General features: G+C 35.9%; 20 protein-coding genes. 12 read left to right on the top strand and 8 right to left on the bottom strand.

The window, feature by feature from the left end; genetic code table 11:
- The first annotated feature begins 194 nt into the window (after positions 1-194).
- Entirely contained in the window at positions 195-716 is a 522-nt protein-coding gene (fldA, locus tag SOI82_RS01640; protein WP_320667655.1) for a flavodoxin FldA, read from the top strand.
- Between the two features lie 357 nt (positions 717-1,073).
- Here fldA and SOI82_RS01635 read toward each other — a convergent pair whose 3' ends face one another.
- A complete protein-coding gene (locus SOI82_RS01635) occupies positions 1,074-1,826 on the bottom strand; it encodes an AhpC/TSA family protein (RefSeq protein WP_320667654.1) in 753 nt (250 codons plus the stop codon).
- Positions 1,827-1,957: 131 nt separating this feature from the next.
- On the opposite strand from SOI82_RS01635, the gene SOI82_RS01630 reads away from it, so the two are divergent.
- From SOI82_RS01630 to SOI82_RS01620, 3 genes are all read left to right on the top strand, one after another.
- On the top strand, positions 1,958-2,476 hold the full coding sequence (locus SOI82_RS01630) for a ferritin (protein WP_320667653.1): 519 nt from the start codon (positions 1,958-1,960) through the stop codon (positions 2,474-2,476).
- A gap of 176 nt (positions 2,477-2,652) precedes the next feature.
- Positions 2,653-3,708 (top strand): chlorophyll a/b binding light-harvesting protein, encoded by a 1,056-nt coding sequence (locus tag SOI82_RS01625; RefSeq protein WP_320667652.1) that lies wholly within the window; start codon positions 2,653-2,655, stop codon positions 3,706-3,708.
- Between the two features lie 383 nt (positions 3,709-4,091).
- Positions 4,092-4,676 (top strand): Crp/Fnr family transcriptional regulator, encoded by a 585-nt coding sequence (locus SOI82_RS01620; protein WP_320667651.1) that lies wholly within the window; start codon positions 4,092-4,094, stop codon positions 4,674-4,676.
- Positions 4,677-4,997: 321 nt separating this feature from the next.
- Here the strand turns inward: SOI82_RS01620 and SOI82_RS01615 are convergent, their stop codons facing one another.
- The 3 genes from SOI82_RS01615 to SOI82_RS01605 form a co-directional block, all read right to left on the bottom strand.
- Positions 4,998-5,546 (bottom strand): ferritin, encoded by a 549-nt coding sequence (locus tag SOI82_RS01615; protein WP_320667650.1) that lies wholly within the window; start codon positions 5,544-5,546, stop codon positions 4,998-5,000.
- Between the two features lie 307 nt (positions 5,547-5,853).
- Positions 5,854-6,858 carry an ABC transporter ATP-binding protein gene (locus SOI82_RS01610; protein ID WP_320667649.1) on the bottom strand — a complete coding sequence of 335 codons (1,005 nt, stop codon included), beginning with the start codon at positions 6,856-6,858 and terminating at the stop codon, positions 5,854-5,856.
- A 79-nt stretch (positions 6,859-6,937) separates the two neighbouring features.
- Entirely contained in the window at positions 6,938-7,384 is a 447-nt protein-coding gene (locus tag SOI82_RS01605; RefSeq protein WP_320667648.1) for a hypothetical protein, read from the bottom strand.
- A gap of 545 nt (positions 7,385-7,929) precedes the next feature.
- On the opposite strand from SOI82_RS01605, the gene SOI82_RS01600 reads away from it, so the two are divergent.
- From SOI82_RS01600 to SOI82_RS01585, 4 genes are all read left to right on the top strand, one after another.
- Complete coding sequence (locus SOI82_RS01600; protein ID WP_320667647.1) at positions 7,930-8,595, top strand: TVP38/TMEM64 family protein; 666 nt, start codon at positions 7,930-7,932, stop codon at positions 8,593-8,595.
- Between the two features lie 5 nt (positions 8,596-8,600).
- Positions 8,601-9,254, top strand: coding sequence for an endonuclease III (gene nth / locus SOI82_RS01595; protein ID WP_320667646.1), 654 nt, complete (start codon positions 8,601-8,603; stop codon positions 9,252-9,254).
- A gap of 294 nt (positions 9,255-9,548) precedes the next feature.
- On the top strand, positions 9,549-10,229 hold the full coding sequence (locus SOI82_RS01590) for an SDR family oxidoreductase (protein WP_320667645.1): 681 nt from the start codon (positions 9,549-9,551) through the stop codon (positions 10,227-10,229).
- Positions 10,230-10,244: 15 nt separating this feature from the next.
- Positions 10,245-10,436 carry a hypothetical protein gene (locus tag SOI82_RS01585; RefSeq protein ID WP_320667644.1) on the top strand — a complete coding sequence of 64 codons (192 nt, stop codon included), beginning with the start codon at positions 10,245-10,247 and terminating at the stop codon, positions 10,434-10,436.
- A 51-nt stretch (positions 10,437-10,487) separates the two neighbouring features.
- On the opposite strand, the gene SOI82_RS01580 is transcribed toward SOI82_RS01585, so the two are convergent.
- The 3 genes from SOI82_RS01580 to SOI82_RS01570 all read right to left on the bottom strand — a co-directional run bounded on the left by SOI82_RS01580 (position 10,488) and on the right by SOI82_RS01570 (position 12,420).
- Complete coding sequence (locus SOI82_RS01580) at positions 10,488-11,402, bottom strand: GNAT family N-acetyltransferase (RefSeq protein WP_320668446.1); 915 nt, start codon at positions 11,400-11,402, stop codon at positions 10,488-10,490.
- Positions 11,403-11,563: 161 nt separating this feature from the next.
- Complete coding sequence (locus SOI82_RS01575) at positions 11,564-11,806, bottom strand: DUF6737 family protein (RefSeq protein ID WP_320667643.1); 243 nt, start codon at positions 11,804-11,806, stop codon at positions 11,564-11,566.
- Positions 11,803-12,420 carry a PCC domain-containing protein gene (locus tag SOI82_RS01570; protein ID WP_320667642.1) on the bottom strand — a complete coding sequence of 206 codons (618 nt, stop codon included), beginning with the start codon at positions 12,418-12,420 and terminating at the stop codon, positions 11,803-11,805. The genes SOI82_RS01575 and SOI82_RS01570 overlap by 4 nt, the downstream gene beginning before the upstream one ends.
- 180 nt (positions 12,421-12,600) lie before the next feature.
- Here SOI82_RS01570 and SOI82_RS01565 point away from each other — a divergent pair, with 180 nt between their 5' ends.
- Together SOI82_RS01565 and SOI82_RS01560 are read left to right on the top strand one after the other, a co-directional pair.
- On the top strand, positions 12,601-13,107 hold the full coding sequence (locus SOI82_RS01565) for a hypothetical protein (RefSeq protein WP_320667641.1): 507 nt from the start codon (positions 12,601-12,603) through the stop codon (positions 13,105-13,107).
- 291 nt (positions 13,108-13,398) lie between these two features.
- The gene (locus tag SOI82_RS01560) at positions 13,399-13,935 is read left to right on the top strand and encodes a CDP-alcohol phosphatidyltransferase family protein (protein WP_320667640.1); all 537 of its coding nucleotides are present in this window, start codon (positions 13,399-13,401) and stop codon (positions 13,933-13,935) included.
- Here SOI82_RS01560 and SOI82_RS01555 read toward each other — a convergent pair.
- Positions 13,904-14,824 carry an NAD-dependent epimerase/dehydratase family protein gene (locus SOI82_RS01555; protein WP_320668445.1) on the bottom strand — a complete coding sequence of 307 codons (921 nt, stop codon included), beginning with the start codon at positions 14,822-14,824 and terminating at the stop codon, positions 13,904-13,906. The two genes, SOI82_RS01560 and SOI82_RS01555, sit on opposite strands and share 32 nt — an antisense overlap.
- Before the next feature lie 87 nt (positions 14,825-14,911).
- Here SOI82_RS01555 and hisA point away from each other — a divergent pair, with 87 nt between their 5' ends.
- On the top strand, positions 14,912-15,679 hold the full coding sequence (hisA, locus tag SOI82_RS01550) for a 1-(5-phosphoribosyl)-5-[(5-phosphoribosylamino)methylideneamino]imidazole-4-carboxamide isomerase (RefSeq protein ID WP_320667639.1): 768 nt from the start codon (positions 14,912-14,914) through the stop codon (positions 15,677-15,679).
- A gap of 115 nt (positions 15,680-15,794) precedes the next feature.
- The gene (locus SOI82_RS01545) at positions 15,795-17,471 is read left to right on the top strand and encodes a DUF3685 domain-containing protein (RefSeq protein ID WP_320667638.1); all 1,677 of its coding nucleotides are present in this window, start codon (positions 15,795-15,797) and stop codon (positions 17,469-17,471) included.
- Positions 17,472-17,514 lie beyond the last annotated feature (43 nt).

Raw genomic sequence — 17,514 nt, 5'->3', positions numbered from 1 at the left:
GAGGACTTATGTAGAATCTTGATACGAATTAAATATAATAATAATTAAATTCATTATTATTTCAAGTCTGTGTTTTCAGTAGATAAATATTAGAGAACAAACATTATTGTATAATCAATCATGTCAAATTGTTCTAATTTGTCTTCACTTATTTGCATTTTTGAATTAGGACAGTAATAACTTCTTTTCGATCCATGGCAGTAGGAATCTACTTTGCAACCACAACTGGTAAAACAGAAGATATAGCTGAGCGGCTTCACAGTTTTCTTCCTTCTGCAGAGGCACCAAAAGATTTAGCTGACGTTTCAGACCTATTAGAATTTACATCCTATGAGGGAATTATATGCGGGATTCCGACATGGAACACTGGTGCAGACAGCGAAAGGTCGGGTACAGCATGGGATTCAATGCTAGAAGAAATTGGAGAGCTTAATTTAAACGGAACAAAAGTAGCCCTATTTGGTTTGGGGGATTCATCTACCTACACCGAAAACTTTTGTGATGCAATGGAAGAGCTCCATTCTTATTTTGTTAAGTCTGGCGCTGAAATGGTTGGATACGTAAGTAAATCAAACTACACATTCGAGGAGTCTAAAAGTTTAATTGGAGATTTATTTTGTGGTCTTCCATTGGATGAGGATAGCGAGTCTGATATGACAGATGAAAGACTAGAAAACTGGTGCAACCAATTAAAAAAAGAAATTCCTAGTTTGTAAATGTTATTCTTAAGCTAAATACTCACAAATTTATCTATCTCAATATAATGACTAGTATTGTTACACCTAAAACTATATAAAGGTAAGGGAGATTAGAACTAAATCCTGATTGCCTTTTTCTGCTGCTGGTTCTATTGCTATTACCTAGGGGTAATCCACAATTCCTACAAATTAAGCGTCCAGCTAATGCCCTATCTGCCCTAAATTCCTTACTACCACAACTATTACAACGATATGGCGACATAATGATGCTTTATCTCTATACATAATATTTGATCTCCTTTCAACCTAAGAGTTATAGAAAAGTAATTTTTAATATAAAAACACTATTTAAGTACAAAACTCAATGGTTAAAAGTTATTGAACTTTGATATATTGTTCTAAATAAGATATTGGCTTCGACATATTATGTGAATATGAAAGTAGAGCATTAGAGCGATGAATGTGAATGAATTTATTACCCTCATCCAACATAAATGTACCACCTCTCTGACTCAAATACTCATTATTAATCATATATTGACTCCAATTAAAAAGTACTTCAGTCATATTACCTAATCTTAATGTTGCCATTTCAAAAGGCCTTAGGAAACCTTTTCCACCAGCGCCTTCAAATAATTTACCTTTAAAGTCCGGAAGAATACCAGTCGAAATTATGTCATCGGGTTTAAAAATTGGCTGTGCATTTTTATCTCCAACATATCCTCTTAATACCTCGTTTAAAGTACCAGGTGAATTAATTCCAGCACACATTAGTAATAAATTAATTATAGGACTATAAATTGACATTCTACAAGTATTTAAGCCAAGTTTTTGATGGATATCTATATGATCAACAACAGTTATGTAGTTATGTGGTAATTTTGTAAATTCGCAAAATTTCTTTTTACCTTCCTCACTACCAATTCCAATAACTAATAATTTGATGTTTGCCTTTTCTAAGCAGGGCAAATATCTAACCAACATTTGAATATATTCTATACTATCAAAATCTCCTAACAATCCTAATATTATTACAAGACGTTTGCAACCTTTCTCCATGCCAGGTAATGATAACAAAAACTCCTTTTGATCTTGCTTAGATGCATCTTGATCTTTAAGATGATTCAATTTTGGTGTTTCAGAAAGAGTATATAAATTCTAATCAGATATAGGTCAATTTGCGAAACGCCTATATAAGAAATTTCTTTTGACTTATCCTTAAAAAGGATTAATATTTAAAATTAAAGCTCTGAGAAAAGATGCAGGAACTAACTAGAGCTATTAATAATCATCTCTCTTGTGAGTTTCAAGCCAGTCACACATATCTAGCTATGTCAATTTGGCTTAGAGAGAGAGACCTAGCCGGCTTCTCTACATATATGCAAACAAAGAGTCAGGAGGAAAGAGGCCACGCGGATCGATTAATTGCATACCTCGTGGATTGCGACGAGCAGGTTGAACTACCTAGCGTTGACGCACCACAAAGAAGTTGGACAACCGCTCAAACTCTTTTTGATAATGTTTATGAAATGGAGCAAGCTGTTACGGCTTCAATTAACAGAATTTATTCAATAGCAGAAAAGGCAGGAGAAAGAAGTGCTACAGCAATGCTTGACTGGTTTGTCGCAGAACAGTTGCAAGAAGAAGCTGAAGCCCGTTTTGTACGAAAAAGGTTAAGGCTTGCAGGTGAAAACAGCGCAGCATTGCTACTTCTCGATCAACAGTTTTTAGACGGGACTGCTCTAACCACGGTTAAAGGTGGACCAGGGCCTAACTGAAAAATAAATAAAATATAAACAAAATAAAAATTTTTTGATCTCAAATAAAATTAGAGAAACCCTATATTTTCAATCCACGACAACTATTTAATAGTTCTTTTATTAAGCCATGTGAAGAGATTATCCATAATTGCTCACTAGAAAATATCTTAGTTTCGCCCTTTTAATTTTTTCTCGTGCAGACCTACGGGAACCCCAACGTTACCTACGCGTGGTACGCGGGTAACTCTGGAGTTACAAACCGCTCTGGCCGATTTATTGCATCGCATATTGGTCATACAGGATTAATTTGCTTCGGTGCTGGCGCTAACACCCTTTTTGAACTAGCTCGCTACAACCCCTCACTTCCAATGGGAGATCAGGGTTTAGTAATGCTTCCTCATCTAGCTACTTATGGACTGGGTGGTTGTGAGAACGGAGTACTAACAGAGCCTTACACAATCACTGTTGTTGCAGTCTTCCACCTCATTTTCTCAGCTGTCTATGCTGGTGGTGCAATGCTCCACTCCTTTAGATATAAGGAAAAGCTAGAAGACTACCCAGCAGGTTCAAGGCCTAACAAATTTGCTTTTGATTGGACTGATCCTAATAGGCTCACATCAATTCTTGGTCATCATCTTTGCTTCCTTGCATTGGGATGTGTTCAATTTGTTGAATGGGCTAAATACAATGGAATCTATGACCCTGCTATAGGTTCAGTTCGTAAGGTTCAATACAATCTTGACCTTGGTGCTATCTGGAACCACCAGATTGACTGGCTATCAATTAGTAGCCTTGAAGACATCATGGGAGGACATGCATTCCTAGCATTCTTTATGGCTGCAGGAGCTGCCTTCCACATCTTCACCAGTAATTTCGGTGAATACACTGAATTCAAAGGTAAAGGTCTTCTTGGAGCAGAATGGGTGCTTTCCACCTCTCTTGCTGGTGCAGCGTATACAGCATTTGTAGCTGCTTTCTGGGTTTCAACTAACACAACCATCTATCCAACTGAGCTATATGGTGAAGTACTCAAGTTGAAACTTGAAATTGCTCCTTACTTCCTAGATACCCAGACACTTGCTGGTGACGCACATACAGGACGTGCATGGTTGGCTAACTTCCATTACTACGTTGGCTTCTTCTACCTCCAGGGCCACCTCTGGCATGGTCTAAGAGCTATGGGCTTCGACTTCAAGCGTATTGGTAAGTACTTTGACAACCTAGAAACCAGCCAAATCTCAGCTGGCTAAAAAGTAACTCCTTAAACAAGAGATTCTTTTTACATCTAACTAAGTCAAAGAAAAAAGCCCTGCAAAATTGCAGGGCTTTTTTAATATTCAATTAAGCTGGGTTTTCCAATTTTAAAGAATATATTCTCAGCAAAGAAAGTGATGCCTTAATAATAAAATCATTTTTATTAAAGAAATTTTTCTACAATTCAAGTCTTTAAATCATAACTTGATAGAAATTTCACTTAAATATCACAGAGAACTGTGATAAAAATCACACCAAAACATACCAAATCTCTCAACCGTCTCAACAAAGCTATTGCTATTGAGAATCGCTTGCAAAAAAGGCCCTCATCGTTATAAGGTTGAGATTCATTCTCAGCAAGAAAGATTCAAAACCGTAAATGAGCTTCCGATTTCTGCCAGATGAACCTGTAGCGCCGGTAAGAATGCCAACAGGTCAATCAGTACTTATCCCTAGAGATGGTAATTCCTGCCTTGAAGTACTTGAGGGAATAGCACGTGTTTACTGTCCCTGCGAAGAAACTGAAGGAATGACACTTGCTTTCCTACAATCAGGAGATCAACTGCGGACTGAAAGGCTCTGTAGTGAAGGAGTTTGTGTAGAAGCACTTACTCCACTTATTTTTCGTAATGATACAAAGGCAAGTGAAGGCGAGGGCTTTGATGCAGTAAACGAGTGGACACTTCAACTTCTTCGTATACGTCACTTAGGCAGCGCAGAATTACGCTTACAAGCTTTATTTGCACTTCTAGTAAACAGATTAGGAAGAAGATGCGGTGACTGGTGCCAACTTCCTTTCAGACTTACACACGAGAGAATTGGAGAACTTATAGGATCAACAAGAGTAACTTCAACTAGATTGATTTCTAGACTTAGATCAGAAGAGCTATTAAGTGTTCCAACTGGAGAACATATTTTAAAAGTAGCTCCAACATTAATTGAATCTGCATCTTTTGCTGTTTAAATCATATGCTTGCGTTAAAAGAATCAGATACTCTAATAGGCAATCTTTCAAAGGAGGTTGAACTTCTACGAATCAGGTGTAAAAGTATTGTTAGCTCTATTATCAATAGTCACGATGAGGCCTTATTAATTCGACTAAAAAAAGAATTAGATTCATTGGAGAATAGAAGACAAGAAATTATCAGGATAGCTTCTAATATTCAAAAAGGAAATATATCTGACAATCTCTCAATTGAATTTTTAATAGAATTATGTAATAGGTAAAGTGAATACTCAATTGCTAATAAATAAATTACTAAACGAATTTCTAATAAGTCAGGAGTTAAATATTCAATTCTCCATCTATTATTAAAAGTGCAGATGGTTGATTCTTAGTAAATCTAACTCTTCCCAATAAATGAGCAAATTCATCTTCAGAGGACGTTTGGCCTTCAATTATTGGATCTAAAAATACATTAGTGCGAACGTCAGAATCTCTTTCTGCAATTGCATATAATTGGTGCAACGAAGTAGTAACGTCTGCCTCCATCTGAAAGGAAGCTGCAAACACTTCTTCTATATCACTCCAACTCTGAATGGGGGCTTTTAGTTTTTCTAAAAGAACTGATTGGCCTCTTGCAATAAGATAATCGGCAAATATCGATGCATGAGCCTGCTCATTTTCAGATTCTTTCTTGAAAAAACTTGAGAATCCTTTTAATTCCCTTTCAGCAAACCAAAGGGAGTTAGCAAAATATTGTGCGCTTGCGCTTCTCTCCATTGTTAAATGTTGAAGCAGCCCTTCAACTAGTTCAGATTGCATGGCCTCAGCCATTGCCCTACCAGCTGGACCAGTTTTGATTTTCAAAGAATTACTGGGTGTTACTGTCATGTTGATTTGGAGTAAATAGTCCTATGAACTAAAGTTAAGGCAATGGCCTAATGATGTAATAAATGATACAAGGATTTTATTAAAAACAAAGCTCAATGCTTAAGAAGAGTAATACAGCATATAATGAGAATCAAACTCAGTAGCGAATTCGCAAAAACCTAAAAAAATGCCTAATTCAATTGGGAGTTTTTCAGGAAAACAAATTGCTGGAATGAATGTATTGACAACAAATAAAAAAAAGACTTGTAAAAAAAGAAAGTGTTCTAAGTGGAAAGGAGGAAAATGTATCTGTAATGGCAAGTAACAATTAGTTAATTACTTGTAGCGGGCAATTAACAGCACCTGGGAATAAAAGGCCATGTTTATTAGTTTTGTACCTAATATTGCATCTATCACCCACCTTAGGTGTAGCACTTAGTTCATAATGAATCCTATATTTGTGTGACCCAAGAGCTACTCGAAGTGACCAATATTGTCCTTGAAACTCTGATCCTTCAATAACAGCCTTACCATCTAAGTTAGGTATAATCTCTAAGCATTTATCATCAAGCATTAGCTCATAAGGTAAAACCAATTGATCCTTAATAGGATTTATGATTGTTCCAAATGGTGTATGAATATTTGTTCCTTGTACATCAATAGGAATAACATTTCTCTGGAGTACAAATCTTGCAACGAATGAGGTTGCAGGTTTATGTACCAAATCAGGAGGACTGGTGCATTGATGTAAGTTTCCATCACACATAACAGCTACACGGTCACAAATCGCTAATGCCTCATCAGGGTCATGTGTAACCAAAATTGCACTAGCCGAACAAGTTTTGAGTACATGGGTAAGCTCAGAACGTAATTTCAACCGTACGTCTACATCTAAATTAGAAAATGGCTCATCTAAAACAACTATTGACGTACCCGGAGCTAGAGCTCTTGCAAGTGCCAAGCGCTGTCTTTGCCCACCAGATAGTTCATGAGGATATCTAAAACGGAGATTAGACAAGCCAAGTAAATCTAATAACCATTCGACCCTTTTTTTGTCTTGACCACGTTTCAATCCAAAGCAGGCGTTTTGCCATGTATCTAGGTGAGGGAATAGTGCATAATCTTGAAAAACCATACCTATGCCTCTTTTTTCAGGAGGAACTAAATATTTATTAGTAGCTACAATATTATTATTAATTAGGATCCTTCCTTTAGTAGGCTTTTCAAAACCAGCGACTAGCCTTAGCAAAGTAGTCTTACCACATCCTGATGGACCTAGGAGTCCAATCAATTCTCCATAACCCAGTGATAGATCTACAGAATTAACAGCCAAATGTAAATTGCTAGAATTTGTATACTGAAAGCATAAATTTTCAATTTTTAAAGCTGTATTATTCATATTATTCACAATATTAAATAGGTCTAGAAAGAAAACTATTAGTAATGATAAAATTCCTTGTGAACGTATCAATTAAAAGTAAATTCGCATCTCCTAACTTAGTGATTTGCCTGGTGAAGTTTAATCTAACTGCACCTACTAACTCGGCGATACGTTCGTGTCTAGTAGCTAAAGGAAGTAAATAGTGATCGCATTGCTTTAAAGCAAAACGTCTAATTGAATATCTCAAAACAGATTGGATACGGTCATATGAAGTCACTAGATGTCGAATATTATATTTATCAATAAACAAGTGAATCATTAAATCATTATATGTCTGAAAATTTTCAGTGAAAGACAAAGCAAAATGACATCTATTAGGAGCTTCAAAAAGAAGGCTCTCACAAGCGGGTAATCGAATCCAAACGATCTTTTTAATATCGCTAAAGCCGAGTTTTATGTCCTTACGTAAGGTTGACAAATAACTTGATATCCTTGCTAATCCTTTCGGAAAGGAAAACTTTAAGCATAGTCTTATTGAAGATGCAGTAGCTAAAAGGCTTGTCTGCCCTTCACTCAGATCTACCTCGTTTAATAATTCCAGTTTTTTCTCAACCGTAGTTTTGTTTAAATTTTGGAATATAATAGGAAATAAATGCTCGACTAAATTATGAGTGTTATAAATCAAATATATTGGGATATGAATTGAGGTGCTAAAAGTAAAACCCTCTAGCCAAAGGGTTTTTGAGAGAATGATTGATGTAATATTCTTCATATAAGCATTTTAGAATCAAATGCCAATGCTTTATATATTTATACCGCCTAACACTGGCCTTGGTGCTATCAATATGTGATATTTAGCACATATTGTTGTATCTTTGGTCACAAAGTTGTTGCATTTTTTCTTTAGTCATGGATTCAGCTCTACTAAAAATTTTTTTTAATATCAAATTAAAGCATCAGCCTTATTATTAAGCCAAATAACACAAGGGTTTAAAACTTTGATTCCTTGAATTAATCACTAACATGCAACTATTTTCATCAAAATCAATATTAAATAAATTTCGAGTAAATATATTAAAATTAATATTAGTTGTAATAATATTAATAGGCTTATTGTGTGTAATTAATTTAATTGGGGTAGAGGACATAAAAGGCAACATAGAGAGTTTAGGATTATTAGCACCATTAGCAATATTTATACTTAGATTTACAAGTGTTATTATCCCAGCCTTGCCAAGTACAGCCTATTCACTCTTAGCAGGAGGTATATTTGGATTTAAGCAAGGTATAGTTATCATCTGTTTATCAGATTTATTTTCTTGCTCTATAAGTTTTTTTATTTCAAGATATTATGGGCGAGAGATAGCTAAGAAACTAATAGGTAATCGATTTATGGATAAGGTTGAAAAGATCAGTAGAAAGCATTTGGAGAATAATTTTTTTCTTATGACTGGTTTTTTAATGACAGGCTTATTTGATTTTGTAAGTTATGCTATTGGACTAACTAAAACACCATGGAGAAAATTTGCACCGGCTCTTATAATAAGTATATTACTCTCCAATCCTCCTGTAGTAGCTTTAGGTGCAGGATTGCTACAAGGTAGTAAAGTTATCTTAGTCATCGCTTTATTTTGTATCTTTTTATTAGCATTAATATCTTCCAAATTACGAAGAACTAACGCTCTCTAAATAAAATGAATTTAAAGAAACGAATTACTACTATTCAAAGGAGGCTAAATGAGCATTATCCAAATCCACCGATACCACTTGATCATGTAAATAGTTTTACATTGCTTGTTGCTGTTGTACTGAGTGCCCAGGCTACAGACAAAAAAGTTAATGAGTTGACACCTGCGTTGTTCCAACAAGCCTCATCACCAGAAGAAATGTATGAATTAGGTGAGTCAAAAATATATCAAAAAATAAAACAATTAGGTTTATCTAAACAAAAGGCTAAATATCTAGTTGGCTTATCAAAAATGTTAATAGAAAAATTTTCTAATCAAATACCAAATAACTATAAAGATTTAGAATCTTTGCCTGGAGTGGGTCATAAAACTGCAAGTGTAGTAATGGCTCAGGCCTTTAACATTCCAACCTTCCCAGTCGATACACATATTCATAGACTTGCTCAAAGGTGGGGGCTATCAAATGGCAAGAATGTTAAACAGACAGAAGAAGATCTAAAAAAACTCTTTCCTAAATCCAATTGGAATAAACTTCATCTGCAAATTATATTTTATGGGCGTGAACACTGTACAGCTAGAGGTTGCAATGGTTTGGTTTGTGATCTATGTAAGGAACTTTATCCCAGAAGAACTAAATCTGTCCATTATTCAAAAGCATAGATAATTAATAAATAATAATCAATTTAAGTACAAACCGAATTTAATCTGGGTTTTATTCGAATTTCCATTAATCATTTATTTTTGTATAAATAATTTATGTATTCATTTCAGTTAATTGTTTAAGAAACACTCCCTTTATCATAAAATCAGATGAGATCATAGAAAGTGAAACATTAAAAGTGCGAAATTCCTATTTACTCATTTCTAAATTGTGCTTTAATCACAATAAACTTATATACTCAACACTTACTCTCAGATTTCGCTAGAAAATATAATACATAAAAAGGGTTCACAATGAAAATTGCGATTAGTGGAGCTTCAGGAAAAACTGGCTATCGAGTAGCCGAGGAGGCCTTAAACCAAGGTAACGATGTAAGGTTATTAGTTAGAGAAAATTCCAAACTCCCACAAAATCTTCTATCAAAGAAAAAGTATACAATTTCTCTTTCTAATCCAACAAGTTTGGATAATTCACTAAGAGGTTGTGATGCTCTTATTATTGCTACAGGAGCAAAACCATCTATTGATTTAACAGGCCCAGCAAGAATTGATGCTATAGGCGTCAAAAAGCAAATAGAGAGTTGCAAGCGTGTAAATGTTAAAAGAGTAATCCTTGTCAGTTCTTTATGTTCAGGAAGAATATTTCACCCTCTTAACTTATTCGGCTTAATTCTTGTATGGAAGCGTCTTGGCGAAAGAGTGCTTGAGGAAAGTTCATTAGATTGGACTGTAATTAGACCAGGTGGACTTAATGAAAGAGAAGATGATTTAAAAGATGAAAATGTTAAATTTACAGGTCCAGATCAACAAGAAGACGCGTATATACCTCGAAGACTTGTCGCCAAGTGTTGTATTGAAGCATTAGTTACATCTAATTCGATTGGTAAAATAATTGAAATAACAAGTAATACAGAGCAAAAAGCACTAACAATGGAAGAAGCTATAGAAAGCTTTACAGTAGCTGCAGGTAGTTAGGAAATTGAACAACTTATGAACACAAACCCGAGAATAGATGCATTGCAACTAATGCTGACAGATCTACGTACACGTAATGAGCCTATTAGGCATAAGGCCGCCTTTCGAGGTTGTCAACCTGAATTTCAAACACTAGTATCAAAATTAATTGAACAACTCGAGATGGAGCTCTTAAAAGAAAAGCAACAATTACGTCAAAATAAATAAGCCTAAAACACATTTATACCTAAAAAATAATATCATAATTTACTCTTTATATTAACCAAGTTCTAGGCAGGCAAGGCCGTAAACATCATTCATTGAAATAGGTGGTTGCTCACCTTTATACATCCGCAGTGTCTCTGATAAGACTTGGAAACCAAGTTTTTGGAGTAAAGGATTAGCCTTTGAATTAAGTCCAGGGGTATCTATTAAAATCACACCTTTATGTCTCATTATTAAAAGTCTTAGGAGCTTTTCCGCAAGGTTGGGAGTGTCAGCCAAGAGTGGACCTATTCGCCAACCTTCCCCATCAGAAAGGAGACAAGGACGTATTCGACCAAAGCCATGACAAAAGCCATTGGGATCTACAAGAGCCAAAACTGTTCCGGCTGGATGTTTAAGCCAATCTTTTAGAAAATGTGGGCGAGGGCTAGGTTCCCTCTTAGCATCGTATGTCTGAACCACTATTGATGGTATTTGGTCATCTTGGAGGATCCTTAAACCATCAACAGAATCTGCAAATTGCATTCCATTAGTTGATGTTAAATCACCGTCACCTATCCATTGCCAACGTGTTGTGGTCGAAGAAGGTTTGAATCCCCAAGATTCGTAATCTTTAATTCTGTCGAGTGCTGCCTCTAAGCCAATACAAGGTAAATCATTTAAATGACTAAGAGCGTGTTTCCAAAGTTCTAGTCCAAAACCATTTCCTCTTTGGTGAGGTACTACGAGAAAAAGTCCTATAAACCCATAAGAAGCGTTATATCTGACGCCTGCTATGCAACCAATTGAATTTTTACCCAGAGTTCCAATCCACAGGCCCTGTCGATCAGTATGGCGATAAATGCTTACATCACCGGCTCCAGGTGCAAAACCTTCAGTTCTAGACCATTGAGTAACAAGAGGTATGTCAGACCTTTGTAATGGTCGAATTTTTAGGTGAGAAGACTTTAGAGGATGAGCTTTGTTGATTTTAAAATCTGCGCTTAAATATATTTTATTTTGTCGCAGCAAAATATGTTAGTTATATACACGATGTTAAATAACTGCGAATATCACAATCAATATTTAGCCTACTATTGATAGTCCTGAAGAATGCATAGAGAGAAATATCTTATCAAGTCTACTATATTCTAATTATCTTGATCGATGTTTCCTATTTGGGCACGGTAAAGGTTAGGAGCCAACCACAAAAACAATATCCACCATAAGACTATAATAATAGATAATAATAATGTTATCCATTTTATTGCAGGCCAAATTAAGCTAATAATAATAACTAAAATACCAGTAAGTATTATCGACCATGGTTGACACCAAAACGGTTTTTCTGACCATAAGTTTAACTCATCTGTATCCTTAGAGGTTAAGCTCACTTTAAATCTATTAATTTACCGGTTTTTTGTAATTCTGATAAGGATTCATAACCACCTAATAGAACACCATCAATAAATATTTGTGGAAAGGTAGAAAGACCACTTCTCTTTTTTAAAAGATTAAAGTCCTCATCTTCAGTAATTGTATTGACAGAATGAGGAATACCGTTGGATTGCAATATGCGAATAGCTCTATTGGACCATGGACAACCTGGAATTACAAAAACCTCAAGTTTATGAATAGGATTCGAATGTAGTGATGAGTTAATATCTTTATCTGATTGTTTTCTTTCTAAGAAGCCAACTAATATATCTGCACCTTTAAGAACCTCACTACCATTCTCAAGGTGTCCACCCCATACCTGACAGTTACCGTCTGAAATACTGAGATGAAGGTGAACACTATTGGGAGAAAAAGTACCATTAAGAGTTATAATTTCTAGATTTCCCTCCAATATTGTTGGATTAGTGCGACCTGGGCATTGAAAACATGCTCGCGATAGATTTCCAACAATACTCAAGACAAAGCCAGACATTCGTTGGGAAGTAGCTAATTCCTCGATTGATAAACGAAGGTCGCTGCCAGGAGGTAGATTGAAGGGCAGCGTTTGCATAAAAAAAATTCGGTATAAAGCAACAATAAGGGATCAAGGCATGATATTGCTAGTTGAATAAATAAAAAGGCTCAATAAAACAAGAAAAAGGCTATAAAGGTTAAAGTCATTGAATAGAGGCATTCTTCCTAGTTTTGCTCAATGCATAAAATCGAGCTTATAAGCCTTAGAGGTTGCGAATTGAAAATTGGTAAGTACCCCACTTTTTATTACAACGCGAAAGGAGGTGGTGGAATAGGCATATGTGAACGCAAAAATGATAATAGTTCGTATGACATCTCATTTAATCCTAGAACTTTTTCTATCCCTTCAATCAATTCAGATACTACAAAGTTATTAGGATTGCCACTATTTCCAGGGCTAGAAATAAAGATTCACCCTATTTTTCTGAAAGGGGTTTTTGATAAAACAAATAACCAAATATCTCTTCAATTTGATGCAAGATTTAAGTTCACAATATTTTCTATAATTCATGCTCCAGATCTTATAGTTAAAACTTTACTTATCAGCCATAAAGTAAAAAGTAAAGAACATGAAGCATCAGGATATCCACTTAAAAAAAATGGGAATGTTAAACTAGTAGGGATTTCGATAGTTCCCCGTACAGGAAACATACTTTTAGATACTTTTCTTTTTTTACCAAGTGAGGCATTGGCAATACTTAATTGTAGGTTAATTGGCTTATGAATTTATAAAGGAGTGCAAATATATTTTCATTGATTTCCAGAAAGATATGACTTGGACTTAATCATTCATGTATGACTAGAGCATAACTTAGTTCTGGTCGATTTTTCGGACTATATATGTCATTGCTAATAATGAACCAAGTAATACAAGAAGCAAGAAAATTGTCATGCCGAGGAAAAATAACTTATATTCATAATAGTAAGCTATTTATAAATATATGCAATTATAAAGAATGTAAAACAAACACCTTCCTTTTTTCCTCTTAATACAATAAAGGTGGTAAATCAAATTATGCTAAGAAAGCTAGCCAACTACTTAACCTATTTTCGACTTATAGCGGGTCTTCCAGTGATATTCGCTTTAAGTAAGGGGTATGAGTCGTTAGCATGGCTTTTAATCTTTCTTGCAGGTTTAAGTGATTTTGCTGATGGATACCTAGCAAGAAAAGCCGGAGGAGGAACTGTATTAGGCGCACGCCTCGATCCTCTTGCAGACAAGATTCTTTTATCAGCTCCATTGCTTTGGTTAAACATGAAAGAGGTAATACCTTTGTGGGCAATCTGGCTACTTGTGTCAAGAGAATTATTAATAACAATATGGCGATCGTCAGAAAAAGAAGGAGGCCAAGCTTCTCTAGGAGGAAAAGCTAAAACTTTACTTCAATTCGCAAGTATCCTTCTTATGATCTGGCCATCGAACTGGGGGAATGGGAGATTAATAGGCATCATTCATAAAATTGGATGGTATTTATTCTGGCCTTCTCTAGTACTCGCTCTAACTACAGCAATGAAATACCTCAATTACCCATTAAAGCATCGTCGGAGCTGAAGTCAGGTTCTGAATTTGCATTGAGCAAATAATCATTATTAAAACTATCCAATAACCCCTCTTCTAATTGATATTTGGGTGTCCATCTCAAATCCTCTTGAATCCGCGTAATATCTGTAAGAAAATGATCAATTCGTAATGGAAATGCTTTTCTAGCTTTTGGATCTAGACCACTAGGGTTAAAAGAACGAATATCAATTTGACTTATCTCCTTTCCACAGGCTCTTGCCGCTAATTCAATCAAGCCAAGAAAAGTGACGCCTTTTTTCCCAGAGCAATTGTAAATTCGATTTCTTGCAATATCAAAATCTAGACTTTTAGTCATAGCATCGGCTAAGTCTTGTACATGACCTAATTGTGTAACCCAGTTCCCATTCCCTGGAATGGGAACTGGTCTTTTGTGAATAATGCGGTCAAAAAACCACCGTTCAATTGGATTGTAATTTCCAGGACCATAAATATATGTAGGTCTAAAGCTAGTAAATGGAATGTTCTGATCAATAAGCCATTGCTCAGTTTGTGCCTTACCTATATGCCTACTATTCGAATCAATAGAAAATCCTTCATCAATTGGCCAAAAGATTGAGTTGTTATATACGCCTGCTGAACTGACATATAAAAACCTGTGCTTAGGGGCACCGGTAATAGATAAAACATTTTTGGTCTCCTCAAGCCTTCTACCAGAAGTATCAATGATTACATCAAACCTTCTTCCCTGCAGTAACTTGAGTCCCTCATCGGTGGTCCTATCTCCTTTTATATGCTCAAACTGCTTAGGGCATGGTCTAGAACCACGGGTAAACAAAGTCAGCTCATATCCTTTAGAGCTTAAAAGGGAAACGAGAGCCTTACCGACAAATCGAGTGCCACCCAATACAAGTGTCTTCAAAACAACAAAACAATCAACACTTCTATTCAAGCGTCTAAAAAACCCCTTTGACATTCAAAATAGTTAATAGGGTATAAAAAATTGCTTATGGAAATCATCCCAGCCATTGACCTGCTGGAAGGCAATTGTGTTCGACTTAACCAAGGCGACTACAAACAAGTCACACATTTCAATAGTGACCCCTTAACTCAAGCACTTAGTTGGCAAGAACAGGGAGCAACGCGCTTACATCTGGTAGATCTAGATGGCGCTAAAACTGGATTACCAATAAATGACTCAAGTATTAGAAAAATCACTCAGAGATTAGAAATACCAATTCAAATAGGTGGAGGAATAAGAACATTGAAAAGAGCAGAGGAATTAATTTCCTATGGAGTCGGACGAGTAATCTTAGGCACTGTCGCAATTGAAAAACCCGAATTAGTAAAAAATCTCGCCCAACGTCACCCTGAGAAAATTCTTATAGGTATCGATGCCAAAAAGGGCAAAGTAGCTACACGAGGGTGGCTGAATCAAAGCAATATACTTGCAACTGACCTAGCAAAAAACTTCCACAATTCAGGGATAGCGGGAATCATTACTACAGACATCTCAAAAGATGGAACCCTTCAAGGTCCCAATCTGAATGCGATGAAAGAGATAGCTTCAGTTAGCAGTGTTCCTGTTATTGCTTCTGGGGGAATCGGTTCTACCGCAGATATAATTTCCCTTCTCCCCTTAGAAGCATATGGTGTTAGTGGTGTAATTGTCGGAAGAGCTCTTTATGACGGAACAGTAAACCTGCAAGAAGCTCAGAGTGCAATTAACAAAGGTCATTTAGAAGATCCAATTATTAAGAAAAATTTTATTGTATAAATACTCATTCGATAAATGGAATAATCCTCGAAATCTAGTTCTGTGATTTTTTCATAACAATTAGGGCTGGAGTATTTCGCTAACGCTCGTTACCTTATAACTAAGGTTAAAAGTGGTGACTAATTTGGTTGAGGGAGTATCAAACCAGATCCTCTTGCTGGCACCCACTTTGTTAGGGGAGTCATTAGCAAAGCAACTTTCTCTTGTTCAGCCAGATCTAGATGTTTTCTTGAAAAGAGAGGATCTTACTCGTCAACCTTGCATGGTTATCTGGTCAGTAGAAAGTCTTGAGGTAAGAAGCTCTATTCAACTTGAACTTAGGCGACTACAAGAAAACTGGAAGCCTGCACCTGTAATTTTATTACTTCCAGCAAAACATACTCTAAAAACGAATGAATTACTTCAGTTTGATTGTCCAGGCTTACTCCAAGATCCAGATCTAGAAACTCTAAAAGAAGCCATTAAAATAATTAGAGGCGGAGGCCGAATAGTACGACTCAAAGAGCAAGAAAGTAATAGTTTTTATTCAAATGAATCAACTATGGGGCTTGGACAATGGATACTATTAAGTGGGATTCAACAAATAAATAAAGAGCTAATTAAAATAGATTTAATTTTAAGTAAGGCAAGAGAAAATTCATTTAAGGAACTTTTGTTATTATCTAGGAAAAGAGAGTTAAAAGCAGCTAAAAGTCTCATCTATTGGATTTGGGGACCTCTAGAGTTAAAGTTAGACAATCTTGACTCAAGCAATGATTCATTAACTAAAAGTATTTCAGGAATTGGAGCGACAGGATTTCCTCTTCAAGAGGAAATTTATACTAATATTAGTTTAGAGAAAAGAGATTCAATTGCTGTATGGGAAGCAATTAAACTTAGGCTAGATAAATCAATTAAAGAAGGTGTAATAAATTCAACTGGTGAGCTACTTGCAATAGAAGGTTTAAGCCAGTCAAGACAAGAGGGGCTATTTATTTCAATACTTGATCAAATAGATCAAGTATTGAAACGACTACGCAAAGCAAATCAAAATCAAAGTAAAGATCTAATCAAAGAGAACTGGGATGTAATACAACCAGAAATTCGGCAGGAAGCTCTTAGAAGAATGGCAGGGAGCTATATCCGCTTACCTTTTAAAGGTAAGCTTGCCACGGTCAGCGAACAATTGATAAAAATGACTAATCTATCTGATACGGATGATGAGTTACCTCTACCTAACTTAATGCTAGATCCCTTGTTAATGAATAAACCATTAGTAGTAGATGGACAGCTTTTACCATCAGATGATCCCCGGGCCCTAATGCAACTCGAGATGTTTATTAGTAATTGGTTAATTCGAACTGCTGAACTTATAGTGGAAGAAATAATTTCCGTCTGTGGAGAATGGCCAGAACTCAGGAGATATTTGCTCAAGCCCCACTTAGTTTCAACTCGAGAACTAGAACGATTACGCAATCATCTAAATAGTAAAAACAGATGGCAAAATCTTGTTAGAAGACCAATTCAACTCTACGAAAGCAAAAGACTCTTTTACAGAATCAAGCAAGGAAGAATAGAACCCGTTCTAATGACAGAGCCGAGAGACGAAGAACTTAAGGCACTTAATTGGTTGCAACAGCAAGTAGCGCTGTTAGTTGAAGCAAGGGATGCGATCGCACCCCAAATACAAACAATAATAAGAAAATTTGGCGACTTGATGGTTGTTATTCTTACTCAGGTCATAGGTAGAGCAATCGGTCTTGTAGGCAGAGGCATCGCTCAGGGTATGGGAAGAAGTCTTGGAAGAAGTTAATAGGGTGTTTTTATTTCAATCGCAGTACAAAATAGGTACTAAT

Source organism: Prochlorococcus sp. MIT 1307 (assembly GCF_034092395.1).
Classification (GTDB): domain Bacteria; phylum Cyanobacteriota; class Cyanobacteriia; order PCC-6307; family Cyanobiaceae; genus AG-363-K07.
The sequence above is the reverse complement of the archived record's forward strand: the minus strand, read 5'-3'. Positions and strand labels throughout refer to the sequence as shown.

Excerpts from the sequence above, each read along its gene's own strand:
- fldA (WP_320667655.1), top strand. The coding sequence starts at position 195 with ATGGCAGTAGGAATCTACTTTGCAACCACAACTGGTAAAACAGAAGAT.
- SOI82_RS01630 (WP_320667653.1), top strand. The coding sequence starts at position 1,958 with ATGCAGGAACTAACTAGAGCTATTAATAATCATCTCTCTTGTGAGTTT.
- SOI82_RS01620 (WP_320667651.1), top strand. The coding sequence starts at position 4,092 with ATGAGCTTCCGATTTCTGCCAGATGAACCTGTAGCGCCGGTAAGAATG.
- SOI82_RS01615 (WP_320667650.1), bottom strand. The coding sequence starts at position 5,546 with ATGACAGTAACACCCAGTAATTCTTTGAAAATCAAAACTGGTCCAGCT.
- SOI82_RS01600 (WP_320667647.1), top strand. The coding sequence starts at position 7,930 with ATGCAACTATTTTCATCAAAATCAATATTAAATAAATTTCGAGTAAAT.
- nth (WP_320667646.1), top strand. The coding sequence starts at position 8,601 with ATGAATTTAAAGAAACGAATTACTACTATTCAAAGGAGGCTAAATGAG.
- SOI82_RS01590 (WP_320667645.1), top strand. The coding sequence starts at position 9,549 with ATGAAAATTGCGATTAGTGGAGCTTCAGGAAAAACTGGCTATCGAGTA.
- SOI82_RS01585 (WP_320667644.1), top strand. The coding sequence starts at position 10,245 with ATGAACACAAACCCGAGAATAGATGCATTGCAACTAATGCTGACAGAT.
- SOI82_RS01570 (WP_320667642.1), bottom strand. The coding sequence starts at position 12,420 with ATGCAAACGCTGCCCTTCAATCTACCTCCTGGCAGCGACCTTCGTTTA.
- SOI82_RS01560 (WP_320667640.1), top strand. The coding sequence starts at position 13,399 with ATGCTAAGAAAGCTAGCCAACTACTTAACCTATTTTCGACTTATAGCG.
- hisA (WP_320667639.1), top strand. The coding sequence starts at position 14,912 with ATGGAAATCATCCCAGCCATTGACCTGCTGGAAGGCAATTGTGTTCGA.